The following is a 19,069-nucleotide window of genomic DNA, read 5'->3' as shown; positions in this document are numbered from 1 at the left end:
TAATGAATATGGTTAGAGCTATAAATACTATAGATACATTAGAAGAGTTTAAAAATCTTATCAGAAAAGCCGGTTCATTAGATGAATTAAAGGAATTTCTGGGGAGTGCAGTATAAAACACTCAAATTGTGCTTATACCAGCTGTTTGCTTTTGTTTATGAGTGACTGATTCCCACTTTAGGGGAGACGTCAAGGAGCTTTCGACGAAGCCAGCAAAGTTAATCGAATGACTGCAACTTGGTATCAGATTGACAATGCAGTAAAAAAACAGGTATTATACAACCTATGCACCACGCTGATTACGTACCGTTACACCTGCACACACAATACAGTTTGTTAGACGGAGCTATCCGTATAGATGAACTGGTTGAAAAGGCGGTGGAGTATAAACTGGCAGCCCTTGCCATCACTGACCACGGTAACTTGTTTGGCGCCATGGAGTTTTATAAAAAGGTCTCAGATGCCGGCATAAAGCCTATCATTGGCTCAGAGGTTTATATATCCTCCGGCAGCCGTCTTGAAAAAATCAAAGGTACATACCACCATCTTATCCTTTTAGCTAAAAACATGGACGGATATAAAAACCTTGTCTCTTTAGTAACCAAAGCCTACACGGAGGGATTTTACTACAAACCGCGTATTGACAAGGACCTGCTCACACAGTACAGCGGCGGTCTTATAGCCCTTAGCTCGTGCATGAAAGGTGAGGTGCCATGGTATTTGCAGCAGGGATTGACCGATAAGGCCAGAGAGGCCGCTCTGTACTTTAAACATATCTTCGGCCCTGACTTTTATATTGAAATTCAAAACAACGGACTCCCCGAACAAGAAGAGCTTAACAAAAAACTAATTGAACTCTCCTATGACACTCACATAAAGGTTGTTGCCACAAACGACTGCCATTACCTAACAAGGGACGACGCCAAAGCTCATGAAATTCTACTTTGCATTCAAACCGGCAAAACTGTTTATGATGAGGACCGTCTCAAGTTTAAAACAGACGGCCTTTATTTTAAATCGCCGCAGGAGATGGCTGCCGCTTTTTCATACATACCCGAGGCGGTGTCAAATACCAGAGAGATTGCCGAAAAGTGTAATCTGACCTTTAAACTCTATGATATCCGCCTCCCCAGATATAACTTTAACGGCAATCTGAGCCCTGAGGACTACCTGGAAAAGCTGGCACGCGAGGGGCTGGCAAAGAAAGTAAGCCCAACGCCTGAGAAGCCCTACGTTGACAGATTTGAATCGGAACTAAAGGTTATAAAGAAGATGGGCTTTGCCTCATACTTTTTAATAGTGTGGGATTTTATAAACTATGCACGAACCAGGGGGATACCGGTTGGTCCTGGTAGGGGCTCCGCCGCAGGCTCATTAGTTGCCTACACTTTGGATATAACCGACATAGACCCACTTAAGTACAATCTGCTCTTTGAGCGCTTTTTAAATCCTGAAAGAATAAGTATGCCCGATATTGACGTGGATTTTTGTAAGGACAGGCGCGGAGAGGTTATAAGCTACACGGCTGAGAGATACGGCAAAGACCATGTGGCACAGATAATAACATTTGGTACAATGGCCGCAAAGGCTGCGGTACGAGACGTTGGAAGGGCCCTTGCAATGCCCTACGCAGAGGTTGACAGAATTGCCAAATTGATTCCCCTTACACTTAATATAACCATTAAAGAAGCCATGCAGGCTGAGCCGGACTTGAAAAATGCCTATGAAAAATCAGAGGAAATTAAAAATCTGATTGATATTGCAATGAGGCTTGAGGGATTATGCCGTCATGCCTCCACTCATGCCGCAGGTGTTGTCATCTCCCCCACGCCGCTTACCGACTATACCCCGTTGTATAAGCCCACAAACGAGGAAAACATCATAACCCAGTTTGACATGGGCTCTATTGAAAAGATGGGGCTTCTTAAGTTTGACTTCCTAGGCCTTAAGACACTTACAGTTATAAAGCAGACTCAGGATTATCTCAGAGACAGGGCTATAGAGCTGGATTTAAAAAGTATTTCATTTGATGACGAAAAAACGTATCAGCTCCTTGGGCAGGGGACCACAACAGGTGTGTTTCAACTTGAGAGTTCAGGGATGCGTGATATTTTAATCAGAATGGCTCCTAACAGGTTTGAAGACCTGATAGCGCTGGTTGCCCTGTACAGGCCCGGCCCTATTGGCAGCGGGATGGTTGATGACTTTATAAAGCGGAAAAAGGGGCTTGTCCCGGCTCAGTACGAATTACCTGAGTTAAGGGACATTCTGGAGGAGACCTATGGAGTCATTCTGTATCAGGAGCAGGTCATGAGGATAGCCAATAAGCTTGCAAGTTTCACCATGGGACAGGCCGATATACTGAGAAAAGCCATGGGGAAAAAGATAAGCTATGAGATGGATAAGCAAAAGGATGATTTTGTTAAAGGAGCTGTTAAAAATGGGATAAAAGAAGTTACGGCAGTTAAAATATTTGATCTGATGGCAATGTTTGCAAAGTACGGATTCAATAAATCCCATTCAGCAGCGTATGCCTACATAACATACCTGACAGCTTACCTGAAGACCCACTACTCAGTGGAATTCATGGCGGCTAACCTTTCCACGGAGGATAGCTCCGATAAGATTGTGAAATTTATAAAAGAATGCCGTGAAATGTCTATAGAGATACTGCCCCCGGATATAAACGTCAGCGACAGGAAGTTTAAAATAATCGGCAGCGCCATAAGTTTTGGGCTTGAGGCGGTAAAAGGGGTTGGTTCTGCGGCAATAGAGTCAGTGCTTGAAACCAGAGACAAAGGGCTCTTTAGAAGTCTTGAGGATTTTATCGGTAGGGTGGATTCCCGCAGAGTCAATAAAAAGGTAATAGAGAGCCTTATAAAGGCCGGGGCCTTCGACTCTATGATAAAAACCCGTAAAGGAGCGTTTGAAAACTTAGATATTTTATTAAACGGCAGCGGCCATAACACACCGTCTCTTTTTGGCTCTATACCGATATTTAGTGCAGCCGGCACAGAAACCGAATGGGATGAAAATGAAAAGCTCAGCTTTGAAAAGCAGTCACTTGGATTTTATATAACCGGCCATCCGCTTAAGAATCATGAAAGGGAATTAAAGCAGTTAAACATCGTAAAGACCTCCGCTTTTGAGAATATTATGGATAAGGAGGAGGTAAAGGTAGCAGGTATCGTATCAGCGTTGGCTAAAAAACAGGTTAAGGACAATAAGGGACAGATGGCGATAGTGCAGTTGGAAGACGATGAGGGGAGTGTGGAGGTTGTAGTTTTTCCTGATATTTTTTCCCGCTGTGATACGTTTCTTAAAAAGGATGCCCTGGTTGTTATAAGAGGCAAACTGGAGGCATCGGAAAAGGGCACTAAAATATTAGCCGCAGAGGTTCAACGGCTTCAGAAAGCTATAGATGACGCTTATAAACATATAGAGATAAAACTCTTTGAAAAGCACTGCAATAAAGCAACATATGTAAAACTGAGGGAAACACTGTCGTTTGTTGCAGGGCCGCTTCCGGTCTATCTTAAGCTCTATAACGACGATATGGTAACTACCATAGCGACAGCGTTTAACGTATCGGTGGAGTCCGGTTTAATTGATAAAATAGAAGATATTTTGGAGAAGGGCACAGTAGCCCTTAACTGAAGCCGACCATGAGATCATACCTTGATTTTGAAAAACCTCTTGAGGAGTTGGAGTTAAAAGTTGCACAGATGCAGGAGTTGCAGAGTGCGGAATCATCGGACAATGGTGCGGAAATTTTACCGGTTTTAGAGAAATTAGAAAGTTTAAGAAAAGAAATCTTCATTAATCTCACTCCGTGGCAAAAATGCCAACTGGCACGCCACCCTGACAGACCATACACAATGGATTATATAAGCAAAATAACCGGCACCTTTATAGAGCTTCACGGTGACAGGAGATTTGCAGACGATCCGGCAATCGTGGGAGGGTTTGGCACAATAGAGGGCATCTCCGTGCTGATTGTGGGACACCAGAAGGGAAGAGGAACAAAGGACAGAATTGTCAGAAATTTCGGGCAGCCAAACCCTGAGGGGTATAGAAAAGCGCTTCGCCTGATGAGGCTTGCCGAGAGGTTTGATATTCCGATACTGACACTTATAGACACACCGGGGGCCTATCCGGGAATTGGTGCGGAGGAGCGGGGACAGGCCGAGGCAATAGCCGTTAATCTGATGGAAATCTCCACAATAGAGGTGCCGATAATATCCATTGTTATTGGAGAGGGTGGAAGTGGCGGGGCACTGGCCTTAAGCGTATCAGACCGTCTTGTAATGCTTGAGCACTCAATCTACTCGGTAATATCGCCGGAGGGCTGTGCCGCTATTTTGTGGGACTCAGAGGCTGGGCTTAACCAGGAGGACTTCGCTAAGGCAGCCGATGCATTGAAACTTACGGCAAAAGACCTGATAAGTTTCAACATAATAGATGCGATTTTACCGGAGCCGCCGGGCGGGGCCCACAAAGACCCGCAGAGTACTGCTATGACGATAAAAAACTACGTAATTGAGAACATAAAATATCTCAGAAAAATCCCGCCTAAACAGTTATTGAAAAACAGACACAATAAGCTCAGAAATATCGGTTCTTTTTCAGAGATAAAACCCTAACGGTTTTCGTTAATCGTATCCTTTAAGGTTTTCAAATCAGAGTCCTGTCCGTTAGAGGTTGCCTCAGCAGCCGGTGATTTGCGTTTAAGTTTGATATCAAAGCCCATCGCCATCGTAACTATTTCTTTCCCCTGCATTTTAAACGTTAAAGCAGCAGATTTTAGCTCCTGCTGATAGCTGAAACACGGCCACAGGGAAACAATTAAAAGAGCAGGCGCAACCAAATGATGATATTTATGTGAAACGGCTCCTTTAGTTAAATCAACAATTACATTTCTTATAAACGCAAAGGCATAAAGCACCGCCGCCGCCAAAAAGATACCGGATGTGGCAAGCCAAAAAATAAATGTCAGAGCGGCACGGGCCGTAAGTCCCTCATCATCGGCATCTTTTATTTTATCAACTATTATAAATTTATTCATAGGTTGTGCTTCGATGTCAGGGAACCGGGAAGCCCAGTAAATAATAGAAAGAAGCCATACAAAAAACAGCACCTCACCTATTTTAAACCTGTTATCGTAAATCCAGTCAAAAAAGGTTCTCTCCCTCATACAACCTCCCTTTTGCATTAAAATTTTTAATAATTATAGCGTTTTGCCTAAGTTCAAACGGAAACATGTTCACTTCTTTTTTGACAAACCCGTCTTGTTTTTAGCCATCTTATTTATGATAGGGGCATATTTCAAATCCTTCCAGAGTTTTCTCATAAGCCACACATAGAGAAAGTAAGACCTCTCACAGATTTCATGGTAGTCATCCGGTGGTATCACAGCACTTGCAAGCACCGAGATTCTCTTAAGTATCTTGTATAATATGGGCGGGTTTGCGTGGGCAAAGTCTTTATATAACAGAGCTTCCCTCAGAGCCTTCAGTTTTTCACCTCTGCTGTTATAATAAAATATTTTCTTTCTGTTAATAGCCATCTGCATTTTATTTTCAACCAGTCTGTTTTTTAAACCTGCAGCATCCATCCACTTTTGCAGGTCGTGTAAGTTGAGAGATTCTTTCTCAATGATCTTTTCTATAGTAAAGGTATCATGGTTTGACCAGCAATTTTTACCATGAATTCTGTAGCCGCCCAATGGCTCCGGTATGTAGATGATCTTTCCGGCAACTAAAGGCATTACTGTATGCAGGTAGGAATCGGCACAAACTCTGTAGTAATCCGGAACAGGCAGCACTTTTTTAAGGCAATCCATCCTGAAAGTATTTCCCGATGTTGGAACAACAGGAATAAGAATACCACCGATATAATCATCAGAGTTGTATTGCCTGAAAGCAACCTCACCCTCATCCTGATTCCACCAATATGCATCTCCTCCATTTTCCTCTGATATACTAAGGTTGTGGTTTACGATATCCACAGAGCCGGAGCTTTTTTCAAAATGGCAAGCTACAATTTTTAGTTTATCCTTATACCAGAAATCATCTGCATCCAGGAGAGAAACAAATTTTCCCCTTGCACGTAAAAACCCCGCGTTAAAAGCCGATGCTTGCCCGCCATTTTCCTTATATATATAGGTTATAGCATCTTTGTACTTCTTTACCAGTTCAGAGGTGTTATCAGTGGAGCCGTCGTCAACAACTATAATTTCCACCTCACTTAGGGGAAATGTCTGGTTTAAAACCGACTCTATCGCTTCTTTTAAATAATTACCGTAATTGTATGTATCTATAACGACTGAAAAAAACGGAATTGCCATTGTCAGGCCATCTCCTCTTTGCTCATGAGTGCGGGATTGATATTTTCAAAATGGCTCCGCAGCTTCTGTTGTCAGCCGATATGGTACCACCCATGTTATTTTCTATTATAATCTTTGCTATGTAAAGACCGATTCCTGTGCCGTTTGACTGGCCCTTTGTTGTGAAATAAGCGTCAAATACTTTGGGGAGGATGTCAGGTGCAATTCCACCTCCGGTATCCATTATGTCTGTTACAACGTTTGCACCTTCTTTTTTAATTACTATTGAAATTGCACGATTTTCAGAGTGCCCGCTGTGCTTCCTTGCCACTATAGCATCCCGAGCATTGGATATTATATTTAAAATCACATGCATAAACTCATTACGATACCCTCTGACGGTTAGATCGCTGTACTTAACTCTTTCTACATTTATATCAATTGAGCTGTTCTTTATCTGAGATGATAATATTCGTATAACCTCGTTAACAGCATCAACCACATTAAACTCGGTTACTTCTTTTGATGGTTTGAAAAACTTCCTGAAATCATCTATCGTTTTTGACATAAACTCTATCTGCCTTGCTGAGTCCTCATAAGTCTTGTCTATGAAGTCCTGATTAAGCTCTCCATGTTCAAAGGTTTCTTTCAAATCCTGCATCATCAGGGCAAAGGAATTCAGAGGCTGCTTCCACTGATGTGCTATTACCCCAATCATTTCCCCCATCGTAGCCATTTTTGAACGATGAATCAACAATTGCTCTTGCTCCAGCCGCTTCCTTGTCTCCTCCCCCACCCGCTGCTCTAAAAGCGTATTCATTCTGGTTAATTCGTATTCCTTTTCGATTAATTGCTTATTCTGGTCTATAACCTTTTCATAAGTCGTTACGAGGAGATTTAAAATCTGGCGGCGTTCCGGGTTTAAAATATAATTCTTCCCCCCAAGTGTTAACTCTATCCCTGATGCCGGGCCGACCGGGCCCTGTTCTGTTTTATACAACCTAATCAATTGCTCTATTCTGTGTATTAATGAATCCTCGGTGTAGGGTTTTATTATGAAGTTATCCGCTCCGCTCTCAAGACCCTTTATTATGTCCTCCACAGCCGACAGCTGGGTAAGCAGTATCACCGGTATGCCCTTTAAGGTGTTATCGTGCTTAACCTTTCTGCACATTTCATATCCATCCATAACCGGCATCTGTACATCGCTTATTATTATGGCAGGCAGGCTTTCTTTCAGAAACTCCAGCCCCTCCATCCCGTTTCTGGCTATCCTCACCTGATATCTATATCTTACTAACAAGTTTTTGAGAAACACCGCCTGACTAAGGCTGTCCTCAACTAGTAATATCTCTGCGCCGCTTTTTTGATCATTTTCCGACATAATATAAAAGCCCCTTTATGTGATTAATGTATTTTACCATATATTGTTATCGGCTGTGTTGTTTTAGAGGGTTATGACGTTCTATCATCTCAACAAGTTCCGCCGCCCGTATCGGTTTTGTGATATAGTCATCCATTCCCGCATCCAGGCACCGCTGTCTGTCTTCCTTCATAGCGTGTGCCGTCATTGCTATCACAGGAATATGACGGGTTGACTCTGTTGCCTTGATTATCCTTGTTGCTTCAAAACCATCCATAACCGGCATCTGCACGTCCATTAAAACTATATCAAACAGTCCCTCACTTAAAAGTGCTACAGCCTTTTGCCCGTCCTCAGCCTCAGTTATGCTATAGCCGTGCTTTTTCATTATCCCTTTAGCAACCACACGGTTTGTAAGGTTATCATCCACAAGAAGAATGCGGAGTGCCGAGATATCAGTCGCTGCCGGCTGCAGCTTAAGCTGCTCAGTGACGGCTTCTATTTTAGGCAACGGCTTTTTTAGCAGCTCCTCCATGGTTTTTATAAGTTCCCTGTGTTTTATCGGTTTAATCAGATACGATGAGACTCCGATTTCTTTACACCTTTCAACGTCTCCGCTTCTTTGGTTGGAGTTGAGCATCATAACAACCGAGGATGGAATGGCCGGATCATTTATTATCCGCTCCGCCATTTTAAAGCCGCCAATCCCTGCAAGACGCACATCAATAAAGACTATATCGTAGGGAGTTACCGCCGCTTTGGCATCTTCCAGCTTTTTAAATGTATCATCCGCTCCTTTTGCTTCAATAACCTCGTTGTCGGAGCACTCCAGAATGTCTCTGATTATGGAACAACTGCTGGTGAAATCACAGGAAATCAACACCCTTGCATGGTCAAAGCACAACGGCTCTGCACATTCACTAACAGCGCTTAGAAAGAACTTTGATGTAAAATGGAACGTACTGCCCTTGCCTTCAGCGCTCTGAAGCCATATCTCTCCACCCATCAGAGTTACCAGCTGCTTTGATATGGCAAGCCCCAGTCCTGTACCTCCATATTTTCTTGTCATTGAGCCGTCCGCCTGAGAAAAGTTCTCAAATATATATTTAAACTTAGCGGCAGGTATTCCTATGCCGGTATCAGCAACGGTAAAGTGGAGCATTACCGACTGTCCGCTGTCATAGCCGGGCTCTGTATCCACCCCTATTGATATTTCCCCTTTCTCTGTAAATTTCAGCGCATTACCTATTAAGTTGATGATTATCTGCCCAAGACGGGCCGGGTCACCTATCAGTTTAAGAGCTACCCCCTGTCTTATATAGTATGAAAGCTCGAGCCCTTTTTTATGAGCCTGTATGGAAAGAGGGTCACATATGTTTTCTATTAAGTCACGGAGGTCAAAGGTTATTTCCTCCAGCTCAAGTTTGCCGGATTCTATTTTTGAAAAATCCAGAATGCTGTTTATAATGGTCAAAAGAGAATTGGCTGAATTAAGCACTATCTCTATGTATTCCTTCTGTTCAGGTTGTAACGGGGTATCGAGAACAAGCCCCGACATACCAATAATGGCATTCATCGGGGTGCGGATTTCATGGCTCATGTTAGCCAGAAATTCGCTTTTGGCACGGTTTGCCACCTCAGAGGCCTCTTTAGCTTTTCTTAACGCCTCCTCCACCTCCTTGCGTTGTGTAATGTCCTCATTTACAGACAGATAATGTGTAATAGTTCCATCGGCGTCCTTTATTGGAGATACTGTGATACTGTTCCAGTAGTAGTTGCCATTTTTTCTTTTGTTAAGAAGTTCTCCCTGCCACGTTTCACCGGCTCTGATAGTTTCCCAAAGATTAGCATAGACCTCAGGGGAAGTCTTACCGGATTGCAAAAAGCGGGGGTTTTTCCCTGTCACTTCCTGCCGGCTATACCCTGTCACCTCACAAAACTTAGGATTAATAAAATCTATTTTGCCGTCAATATCCGTTATAATTACAGCCACCGGGCTTTGTATTATGGCGCTTGAGAGCTTAATCAGCTGTGCCTCGGCACGCTTGCACTCTGTTACGTCATTTATAAATCCCTCATAGTACTGCGGCTGCCCCGCCTCGTTTTTCACCACCCTGATGTTCTGTTCAATAATCAGCTCGCTGCCGTCTTTCTTCTTTAAATGGCTCACAAAGTCTTTAATAGAAGCATTGTTTTTCAGGGCTTCCATAAATTTTTCATAGTCTTTGCGCTTAAAATACTGGCAGGACAGGTCCTGACAAAAGGTCAAAAGCTCGTCCTTACTTGAATAACCCAGCATCGTGGTAAAGGCCGGGTTTATCGAAAGGAATTTGCCCTCGGGGCTAAATCTGTAAAATCCGCTGAATGTATTTTCAAAGAGCACTTTGTAAGACTCCTCAGAGGCTTGCAGCTCCTTAGTCCGCTCTCTTACCTTATTTTCAAGCTCCTCGTTGAGGGTTTTTAACTCAAACTGTGCTTTGATTAATTCCGTGTTTTTCTGGACGGCATTTTCATAGGTTGAAAGGAGAAGGTTTAACGTTTGTCTCGGATTGGATTTTATAGTATATTGTTCACCCAGAAAGTTAATTTTCAGCCCCTCCTCGGGATTGTCATCCCGCCCTTTGTTTACATCTGAAAGAAGTGACTCTATACACAGCAGCAGATATTTTTCATCATACGGCTTAGTTATATAGTAGTCGGCCTCGGATTGGAGCCCTCGTATGATTTCCCTTACATCGGAAAGGGCTGTCAACAAAATCACAGGAATGGCTGCCAGCCCTTCTGTGTTTTTTATTTTTTGGCACATTTCATAGCCATCCATCCCCGGCATTGAAATGTCGCTTATGATTAACGACGGCCTGTGTTTTTCCGCCTTGGCAAACCCATCTATACCATCCACCGCTGAGACTACGTCATAACCGAAACGCAGCAAAACACGCTTCAGAAGCTCCCGCTGAATGGCACTGTCCTCTACGACAAGTAATCTGGTCTTATCCATAATTGCCTCAGGCTTTATTTATAACCACAGATTTCTCTTTGGCCGCAAAGTCAACTAAAACCCTTGCGATGCTGCCGACATCAAGTACATATTTGGCAGCGCCTAATCTGATGGCCTGCTCAGGCATCCCAAAGACAATACTGCTCTCTTTGTCCTGAGCTATTGTAACGCCCCCCGCCCTGCTTACTGTCAGCAGCCCGTCGGCTCCGTCCCTTCCCATACCGGTTAATAGCACTCCTAAGGCTGACGCTCTGAAGCGCTCCGCTAAAGAGGCCATTGTCACCGTGACAGAGGGCCTGTGCCCATCTACCGGAGGTGCACCGGTAAGGAGAAACCCGCCCTCATTGTTGAAGGTTAGATGTTTGTGATCAGGAGCAAAATATACGGTTGAGGGCTGCGGACTTTCATTGTTGTGTGCAATAGCCACTTTCATTTTGCAAGCCTTATCCAGCCACTCAACAAGACTTTCTAAAAAACCGTCACTTATGTGCTGCACGCAAACTATGGGAACAGGGAAATCATGAGGCAGCCCTTTAAGTATGGTTTCAAGGGCCTGTGGGCCTCCGGTTGAGGCCCCTATTACAATCATTCTCAGGTCCTTGTTTAAGGAAACACTTACAGCGTTATCCAATTGAGCAGGGGTGGGAGATGTGGCTGCCTGTCCCCTTCTCTTTAGTTTACTAAAGGGAATGACCCCTGAAAGAACCTTTATCTTGCTTATAAGTTCGGCGGCAAACTCGCCTGTGGTATCAACCAAAGCTCCCTGTGGTTTGGGAAACACGTCTATGGCGCCGGCCTGCAAAAGCTGAAATACGTTTTGGGTATGGTCTTCACTGACTGATACGCTCACCACAAGGGTGGGAAGCGGATGCCTTGCCATTATTTCCTTTGTAAACTCCAGACCATCCATGACAGGCATATGAAGGTCTGTGCATACTACGTCGGGGTTAAGTCTGGGAATCATCTCAAGCCCCTCTTTTCCATGCCGTGCCACTCCCACCACCTCGATTTCATCAGAGCTTGCAAACATACGCTTCAGAGCCAACACCGCCACAGGGGAGTCTTCCACTATGAGTACTTTTATGCGTTTTATCAAATTTTTCATACTATAAGCCTTTTTAATGTCTCCAGAAACACCTGTTTGTCAAATGCCGGTTTGGTTATGTAGGCATTTGCTCCCACCTCTATACCGCGCTTCATGTCTTCCTCGGAGGAGAGCGTTGTTACTAAAATCACTGGTAACTCCTTATACTTAGCATCCATTCTTATGTTTTCAGTTAAAGTTAGTCCATCCATATTTGGCATTTGAACGTCTGACACCACTGCGTCAAATTCTGAGGTTTTCAGCTTATTCAAGCAATCAAGACCATCCACACATGCTGTAACCGCATAGCCGGCTCCCTCAAGTATGCGTTTCATCTGAGTTCGGGTCGTTATGGAATCCTCCGCCATTAACACACTATGCTGCCGTGCCGCCGTCTCCGCCTGTTGAAGCGATGTGGAGGTAAAGCCCTTACTCTTTATCGTTTTCAGTATATCATGCGGATTCAGCACCATGCAAACCTCACCGCTGCCCAATATCGTTGAGCCTAAGACATTACGCACCCGCTTTAATATCCCGCCATAGGATTTTACCACTATTTCCTGTTCATCTACAAGCACATCCACCAAAACACCGAAAAACTGCTCATCCGCCTTAAACATTATGCAGGGAAGTCTCTGAGCCAATGAATCAGCTCTGAGGGTTTTACCTGAATCTCCCTGCTCTGAGACCTCAAGGATATCGGTTATATATAGGACGGAGACGGGATTACCGGCAAATGTAATTGTCTTGTGGCCTTCCAGGTTATATATATCCGACAGTGTCAGCATAAAGGTGGTCATAACGAGTTCTATGGGCAGGGCGTAAGTTCTGTTGCGGGCTCTCACCAGAAACACCCTGGTGGTTGAAATGTTCACGGGGATGCGCATTGTCATCTTACATCCCTCGTTAGGAACAGATTCCACCTCAATACCGCCCTTTAGGCGTTCAAGGGCAGTCTTGACAACATCCATTCCTATGCCGCGGCCTGAAATATCAGTCACGATACGGTTTGTAGAAAAGCCCGGCAAGAAAATTAACTTGTGTATTTCAGGGGTGGACATTTTATCCAGCACCTCACGTCCAATGAGTTTATTCTTAATGGCTGTCTCTTTTATCCTTTCCGTATTAAGCCCCTGACCGTCATCAAATACCTCGATAACTATATTTGTACTCTCTTTATAAGCCTTTAAGAGGATCAAACCGCACTTGTTTTTCCCAAGCGCTGTGCGCACCTCCGGAGTCTCTATTGCGTGGTCTGTCGAATTCCTTAACATGTGCATGAGGGGGTCTTTTATCTCCTCGATTATTCGTTTTTCCGCTCTTGTCTCTCCGCCTTCTATCACAAAGTTAATCTCTTTTGCCTTTTCATTTGCCAAATCCCTCATCATACGTTTAAAGGGGTTAAACACCGTGGAGAGCGGAATAAGCATGAGCTCGTGGGCTCCGTGGTCCAGCTGCTGTGCTACAAAGGAAATCCTTGAGCCGTCTTCCTGCAGTGAATTTTTAAGATTACTCAAAAACTTATGAAACACCTCCAGGTTATTTGCAAACTGAGCTTTATGTGCGGGGTTTGAACCGTTACCTGCCCTTAACTCCCGCAATATCACACTGTCCCACATTGCCACTGTCTCTGCAATGTCGCTAATGCGCTGGTTTATCCTGTTTTTGATTACGACAAGCTCCCCGACGTGTACAATGAGAGAGTCAAGTTTAGAAGCATCCACTCTTATAGTATCTATGGTGCGTTTTCCCTCATCAAGCCAAAGAACAGTGCCCTCGGCTTGTTGAGCCTCCACATCCATCTTTGTCTGTTCACTGTCGCCCTCCGAGGGCGGCGTTTTATCATCCGCTGTGACGTTAGGCTCTTTCACATAAGCAGGTGCAACGGGTTTTGAGGGCTCTTTAACTTGTGATGAAATCTCCTTATGCTCCGTATCGGTGGAACCGGAGGCAGGCTGCGATACTGCGGCTATAGCCACAGCCGCCGCTGTTTCATTTGCTTGTATTTCAGGCTCCCGGCTCTGCACTACCGGCGCCCCGGCAGCAGGTTTTATCTCAGAAGTGCCTCCGATCTTTTCACCTTTCAGCTCCTCGATTATTTGCAATATATTTATATTGGTGGTCTCTCCGGTTAAAGCCTCATGCAGCAGCGCTTTTATAATATCAAGACATTTATATATGCTGTTTACAGATGAGGTGGATAGCTTAGTGGCTCCGCGTTTGGCTTTGGATAACATATCCTCCAGCGTATGGCTGACAAGTTCTATTTTATCAACACCCATTAACCGTGCAGAACCCTTCAGAGAGTGTGACTCCCGAAACAGCTCTTCCAGCAACCCCGGCTTATCCGGCGTTTGCTCAAGCTGCAAGAGCCCTTCCTCGAGTTTCTGTAGATGCTCCTCTGTTTCAGCTTTAAATATTTCTCTTAATTCCTGATCTTCTATCATGATTGCCCTTTTAACCTGTCAAGCCGCTGCCCATCCTTATACCATCTCCTTAAGTTCCTTAGCCACATCGTTTAAGCTCCTGATGCCCTGCTTTGTCTGTGTGATGCCTGCGGAGGTTTCCTTCACACCCCTGTTTATTGAACCCATCGCATCCACCACTTGTGTAATAGCTGCTGATTGCTGCTGAATGTTAAGGAATATTTGTTGAATGTTCTCGGCGGAGCTTCTTATAACGGTAGTGAGCTTGTTAAACGTTTCGGCTGTGTTTTCAGCCAGTTCCATTTCCTTATCCACGGTCTTTGTGCTTTCCTCAGTGACCATAACAGTGGAATTTGTGGCTTTTTGAATCTCTGCAACCACATCGCTGATTTCTTCAGCCGATTTTTTGCTCTGCTCCGCTAGTTTTCGGATCTCCATAGCCACAACAGAAAACCCCTTACCGTGTTCACCAGCCCTTACAGCCTCAACGGCGGCATTCATAGCCAGCATTTTGGTTTCGTTGGCAAAGTCTGAAACCACAGATGCAATACTTTCTATGCGGGTGGTTTTTTCACTTAACTGTAAAATTCTTGTGGCGGTAGCTTCTACCCTCTCCTTTAGTACAGTCATGCCGTGAAGCATTTCATTTATGTTAACAACACCTTCATTTACCATAATTAACACCTGCCCTGCCCCGTCTGAGGCGGTTCTTGCCTGCTCGGAGGACTGTTTAAAGGAGGCGGAGAGCTCATCCATAGTTGTGGTTGTTTCATTAACCGCCGAGGCTTGCTGGGCCGCCGTCCTTTCGTGCTGTTCAACCGTGCTTGAGATTTCGGTTGTAGAGGATGAAATAGTGTTTATCCCCCTGTTTAGCGGAATACTTAAGGAGCGGCTTACAAAATAGCTTATAGCAATAACACAGGCAGCGGTAATTATACCCAAAATCCACATGATGTTAAACAGTTCATGCGATGTTTTCAATGCCTGTGCTTCCGACTCTTCCACAATGATAACCCATTTCAGACCAGGAATGTTAATCGGAGCATGTGCTATGAGGGATGGAACATTAAGATAGTTGAGCGCTCCTATATGGCTGTCTGAAATACCGGCAAGGGATTCTTTTACATCTGCTGTGTTTACTTTAAGAATTTCTACTGAAGTATTATGTCTTTTGATTTCATCTGTAATCTTTTTATCTACACCAAGTTTCTGAAGTGATCTGATAAAACTATCCTGAGATTCTATTAAAGGCCTCGAGTTTGTTTTCATATGAAAGTCATCACCCACTATGTAGCACTCTCCGGTAAGACCAAGTCCAACGCTTTTCCAGTCCTTGCTGCTTGTCATTATATCGCTTACTTTGTCTATAGGCAGTTGAAAGACAAGGACGCCTATTTTTTTATCGCCGTCAAATATGGGGGCGGCAATGAAACCGGCAGGGGCGTTGTTTGAAGGCGCATAGGGGTCATAATCTATCAGTTTAGCAAAACCCTTTTCTTTAGATTCAACAGCGGCAGCAAAGGCCCTTCCCAGGCCTGAATCACTGTAAGGACCGCTTATCAGATTAGTTCCAAAATCAAGTTCCTTATCCACTGTATAGACTATATTGCCTGTTTCGGCATCTATCAAAAACATGTCATAATAGCCGAACTTCCTTGTATAGTTACGCAGTATCTTATGGTATTTTTTATGTACAGAGTTATAGGTGTTGTCGCCGGCGGCGTAATCCAATTTCCCTTTACTTCCTACAGGGTAAGGATTCCCTGATATGTAGTCATGCTGGAGAATTCTGACAGTCTTTTTTTGCGGCCACCATGAAGCTATGATATTATCCGGGACATCCGGGGTGCTGTCTTTCTGTGTCTGATACCTCACCATAAGTTGGTCCTCGTTGTGCTTGAGGTTGGAATCGTATCTTGCGGCGGATTCTTTCTCGACCTGAGAAAACGCACTTGAAAACTCCTTCATAGCCTCCACAGTCATTTTGCTTTCACTAAAGGTAGAGGCTTGTGACTCAATTGTTTTAAAATATTGTTCTACCTGAGCCTTCTTTAGTTCCCTCATTCCTACGAGCTTATCAAGAGTTTTTTGTATAAACCTGTCCCTTGTTTTTGTGTATGCATAAATCCCAACGGTGGTAAATGGTATCATTCCAATTAATATAAACAGGGCAAACAGTTTCATCTTTAACGACATTTTCACTTTCATTAAAATTCCTCCTAATATTGGTTACAAGCTATCATTCACTACTAAACCACCCCTGTACAAAACACTTTGCAGGTTTAAAACTACAATAGCTCTGTCTTCAAAGATGGCGGTGCACTTAAAGAAGTTTTCATTAGCGTCTCTAACGGCTATCGGGAGCTCTTTTTGTTCCGATGCCGGAAGGTATAAAACGTCACGAAGAGTTTCTATACAAATACCTACTGTAAAATTATCTATGACAACCACAACGGCAGAGTCCATAGCCTTTCCACTGCCGCTACGGGACAGCCCGATGGTGCTGCGGATATCTATCAGGGTTACAATCTCACCCCTGAGGTTAATGTTTCCAATTATGTGAGAAGGACAGCAGGGCACCTGCCGGTACTCCTGCACGGATATAAACTCACGGATGCTCTCCAGCTCGATGCCAAAGAGTTCATTCTCAAGCTCAACTACTGCTACCGGCATAAGTGCACTGCCGTCATACCGCAGCACATCCCTGAGGGCCAGTGCCACCGCCCTCTTATGAAACACAGCGGCTGTCTCCGTGTTTTCCTCCGAGGATGAGGCCTTATCGGATAGCAGCTCATCAGCCGTGGATTCCAGCCCCTCATATTGGGTGATTAATGCCATGATACGGGAGTCAAAAAGTTTGTGGTGGCTTAAAATCATCAGTATATCTTCATTGATTTTTGCCACCTGCTCTATAAAACCGCTCCGGTGCATTGTATCATCACTATAGAGCGGCGCCTTTTCTATCGAATCTGAGGGTATATCATAAATATCTTCTATTTCATTTACAATGACGCCTATGAGTCTTTTATTGTGGCTAAAGATAATAACCTTATCGGTTAATGAGTAATGCAGCCCTTTACGTCCAAAGCGTTTATCAATGTCTATAAGGGGTATAACTCCTCCGCGGACATTGACAAGTCCTGCCACATAATCCGGTGCCTCGTCTATAAGTTTGAATTCAGGCAAATGGATTATTTCACGCACATGCAAGGAGTCAACGGCATAGACAAACCTGCCGCAACGAAATGCAATATAGGGTATTATCATAATCGCATCCGTCACTTATACCTTACCTCTGACTTCGGTTAAACCTTGCTTTTTTAACTGCCGGAGCAGCTCTCCGGCACTCAGGCTGCCGTAAAAGTCTATTTTCTTATCAGACGGTAATTTTTCAAGAATATTAAGCGCAGTCTCCTTTAGTTTTTCAGCCCTTAATACATCTCCGCTGTTTTCGTATAAAATACTTAACTCCATATAAGCCGCTACACAATTGGCATCGAGGTAGATAACTCTCTTAAGCATATCCTTTCCCTCCTCCTCATTGCCATACTCCTGTGCAATATGAGACAGGAGGTAATAGGGGCGTATATCCAGAGAGTTTATAGCAATGGCCTCTTTGCAAGCAACAGCTGCGTTGGCAAGGTCGCCGGTGTTGGCATACGCCTCCGCCAACAAAACGTATGCGTCTGAGCTGTTAGGATTATCTGTCAGGTGATATTTCATCTTTTCTATTACCTTGGGGTACTGACCAGCCTCTAATAAGGCATTAGCCTCATCCATAAACCCGGATGCTTTCCTGATGTCAGGTTTTTTCTTTATTGGCTCCACAGCGGTGCTCTTTTGGTGTGCAGCCTGAGTGTGAATTTTTTTACCTTGTGTGGATTTTTCGATTTTTTTAACCGGTATATGCACAACCGGTATATGCGCAAGAGGCACAAAATTAATTGGCAGTTCCGCCGGATTCTTGTGGTCTTTTTCACCACGCTTAAAAATAGTGGAGTCCGGGTAAGTCACAGGTACAAGACCCCGCAGCGGCACAGCTTGCAACTCCGCATGTCCGGTTAAGAGATAGCCGCCATGCCTGAGGCTTTGTGTTAACTTACGCAGCGCTATTGATATGTTTTCAGGCTGAAAATAAATAAACACGTTCCGGCAAATTATTAAATCCAGCTCACATATACCTGCGATAACATCGGGATATGTGTCTTTAATGAGATTGCCCTGCCTGAAATTAACCATACGGCGGATATGTGGGTCTATTTCGTAATGTCCTTTTCGTTTTATAAAATATGCCGATATAACGTCTTTGGGTACCATCCTGAAAGACCACTCACTGAAGTGGCCCTTGATGGCCTTTTCTATGGCGCTTTCGTTAATGTCTGTGCCGATAATCGAGATGTCCCACAGGTGGATATCAGGGAGTAATTCATTAACCACTATGGCAAGTGAGTATGGTTCCTCACCTGTTGAACATCCTGCACTCCAAAGGCGAAGTGTACGCCTATCCCTGTTGTGTTCAATAAGCTCCTTGAGAATTATGTTTCTAAGGAGTGAAAACTGTCCCTTGTCACGGAAGAAAAAACTCTCTCCGGTTGTTATAGTCTGATAAAGCACCTTCCACTCATGCTTGCTCTCCGGAGTGTCCGCCGTTAGAAACGTACAATAAGCGTCCACAGAATCTACAGACACATGGCGCAGTCTTGACGATATTGTGGTGTTTAAGTCCTTTTCATCAACATGCAAGCCTGTATGGGCGGAGATGAAGCTCTGAATGGTGGTTAGCGACGGACTATTGCTCATCCGAATTGTTTTTAAGAAATCTTAACGCCATATCCAGAGTTTAACGGACCCTCCTTATCAGGTATTTTACATA

Annotated in this window: 11 protein-coding genes; 2 read left to right on the top strand and 9 right to left on the bottom strand. The window is 44.1% G+C overall.

What is annotated here, in order from left to right:
* Positions 1 to 285: 285 nt before the first annotated feature.
* Positions 286 to 3,657, top strand: coding sequence for a DNA polymerase III subunit alpha (gene dnaE / locus H7844_12855; GenBank protein ID MEO5358169.1), 3,372 nt, complete (start codon positions 286 to 288; stop codon positions 3,655 to 3,657).
* Positions 3,658 to 3,665: 8 nt separating this feature from the next.
* Complete coding sequence (locus H7844_12850) at positions 3,666 to 4,643, top strand: acetyl-CoA carboxylase carboxyltransferase subunit alpha (GenBank protein MEO5358168.1); 978 nt, start codon at positions 3,666 to 3,668, stop codon at positions 4,641 to 4,643.
* Here H7844_12850 and H7844_12845 read toward each other — a convergent pair.
* The 9 genes from H7844_12845 to H7844_12805 form a co-directional block, all read right to left on the bottom strand.
* Complete coding sequence (locus tag H7844_12845) at positions 4,640 to 5,194, bottom strand: hypothetical protein (protein MEO5358167.1); 555 nt, start codon at positions 5,192 to 5,194, stop codon at positions 4,640 to 4,642. The two genes, H7844_12850 and H7844_12845, sit on opposite strands and share 4 nt — an antisense overlap.
* Positions 5,195 to 5,263: 69 nt before the next feature.
* On the bottom strand, positions 5,264 to 6,346 hold the full coding sequence (locus H7844_12840; protein ID MEO5358166.1) for a glycosyltransferase: 1,083 nt from the start codon (positions 6,344 to 6,346) through the stop codon (positions 5,264 to 5,266).
* 22 nt (positions 6,347 to 6,368) lie between these two features.
* On the bottom strand, positions 6,369 to 7,709 hold the full coding sequence (locus H7844_12835) for a hybrid sensor histidine kinase/response regulator (protein MEO5358165.1): 1,341 nt from the start codon (positions 7,707 to 7,709) through the stop codon (positions 6,369 to 6,371).
* Between the two features lie 46 nt (positions 7,710 to 7,755).
* Positions 7,756 to 10,686, bottom strand: a complete 2,931-nt coding sequence (locus H7844_12830) for a response regulator (protein ID MEO5358164.1) — start codon at positions 10,684 to 10,686, stop codon at positions 7,756 to 7,758.
* Between the two features lie 7 nt (positions 10,687 to 10,693).
* Positions 10,694 to 11,791, bottom strand: coding sequence for a chemotaxis-specific protein-glutamate methyltransferase CheB (gene cheB / locus H7844_12825; protein ID MEO5358163.1), 1,098 nt, complete (start codon positions 11,789 to 11,791; stop codon positions 10,694 to 10,696).
* Positions 11,788 to 14,217 carry a hybrid sensor histidine kinase/response regulator gene (locus tag H7844_12820; protein MEO5358162.1) on the bottom strand — a complete coding sequence of 810 codons (2,430 nt, stop codon included), beginning with the start codon at positions 14,215 to 14,217 and terminating at the stop codon, positions 11,788 to 11,790. Before H7844_12820 ends, cheB begins: the two co-directional genes overlap by 4 nt.
* 36 nt (positions 14,218 to 14,253) lie before the next feature.
* The gene (locus H7844_12815; protein ID MEO5358161.1) at positions 14,254 to 16,404 is read right to left on the bottom strand and encodes a methyl-accepting chemotaxis protein; all 2,151 of its coding nucleotides are present in this window, start codon (positions 16,402 to 16,404) and stop codon (positions 14,254 to 14,256) included.
* Positions 16,405 to 16,425: 21 nt separating this feature from the next.
* Positions 16,426 to 17,478 carry a chemotaxis protein CheW gene (locus tag H7844_12810; protein ID MEO5358160.1) on the bottom strand — a complete coding sequence of 351 codons (1,053 nt, stop codon included), beginning with the start codon at positions 17,476 to 17,478 and terminating at the stop codon, positions 16,426 to 16,428.
* Complete coding sequence (locus H7844_12805; GenBank protein MEO5358159.1) at positions 17,479 to 18,996, bottom strand: tetratricopeptide repeat protein; 1,518 nt, start codon at positions 18,994 to 18,996, stop codon at positions 17,479 to 17,481.
* Positions 18,997 to 19,069: the final 73 nt, after the last annotated feature.

This window comes from Nitrospirae bacterium YQR-1 (assembly GCA_039908095.1).
Lineage (GTDB): Bacteria > Nitrospirota > Thermodesulfovibrionia > Thermodesulfovibrionales > Magnetobacteriaceae > Magnetomonas.
The sequence above is the reverse complement of the archived record's forward strand: the minus strand, read 5'-3'. Positions and strand labels throughout refer to the sequence as shown.

Excerpts from the sequence above, each read along its gene's own strand:
- dnaE (MEO5358169.1), top strand. The coding sequence starts at position 286 with ATGCACCACGCTGATTACGTACCGTTACACCTGCACACACAATACAGT.
- H7844_12850 (MEO5358168.1), top strand. The coding sequence starts at position 3,666 with ATGAGATCATACCTTGATTTTGAAAAACCTCTTGAGGAGTTGGAGTTA.
- H7844_12845 (MEO5358167.1), bottom strand. The coding sequence starts at position 5,194 with ATGAGGGAGAGAACCTTTTTTGACTGGATTTACGATAACAGGTTTAAA.
- H7844_12840 (MEO5358166.1), bottom strand. The coding sequence starts at position 6,346 with ATGGCAATTCCGTTTTTTTCAGTCGTTATAGATACATACAATTACGGT.
- H7844_12835 (MEO5358165.1), bottom strand. The coding sequence starts at position 7,709 with ATGTCGGAAAATGATCAAAAAAGCGGCGCAGAGATATTACTAGTTGAG.
- H7844_12830 (MEO5358164.1), bottom strand. The coding sequence starts at position 10,686 with ATGGATAAGACCAGATTACTTGTCGTAGAGGACAGTGCCATTCAGCGG.
- cheB (MEO5358163.1), bottom strand. The coding sequence starts at position 11,791 with ATGAAAAATTTGATAAAACGCATAAAAGTACTCATAGTGGAAGACTCC.
- H7844_12820 (MEO5358162.1), bottom strand. The coding sequence starts at position 14,217 with ATGATAGAAGATCAGGAATTAAGAGAAATATTTAAAGCTGAAACAGAG.
- H7844_12815 (MEO5358161.1), bottom strand. The coding sequence starts at position 16,404 with ATGAAAGTGAAAATGTCGTTAAAGATGAAACTGTTTGCCCTGTTTATA.
- H7844_12805 (MEO5358159.1), bottom strand. The coding sequence starts at position 18,996 with ATGAGCAATAGTCCGTCGCTAACCACCATTCAGAGCTTCATCTCCGCC.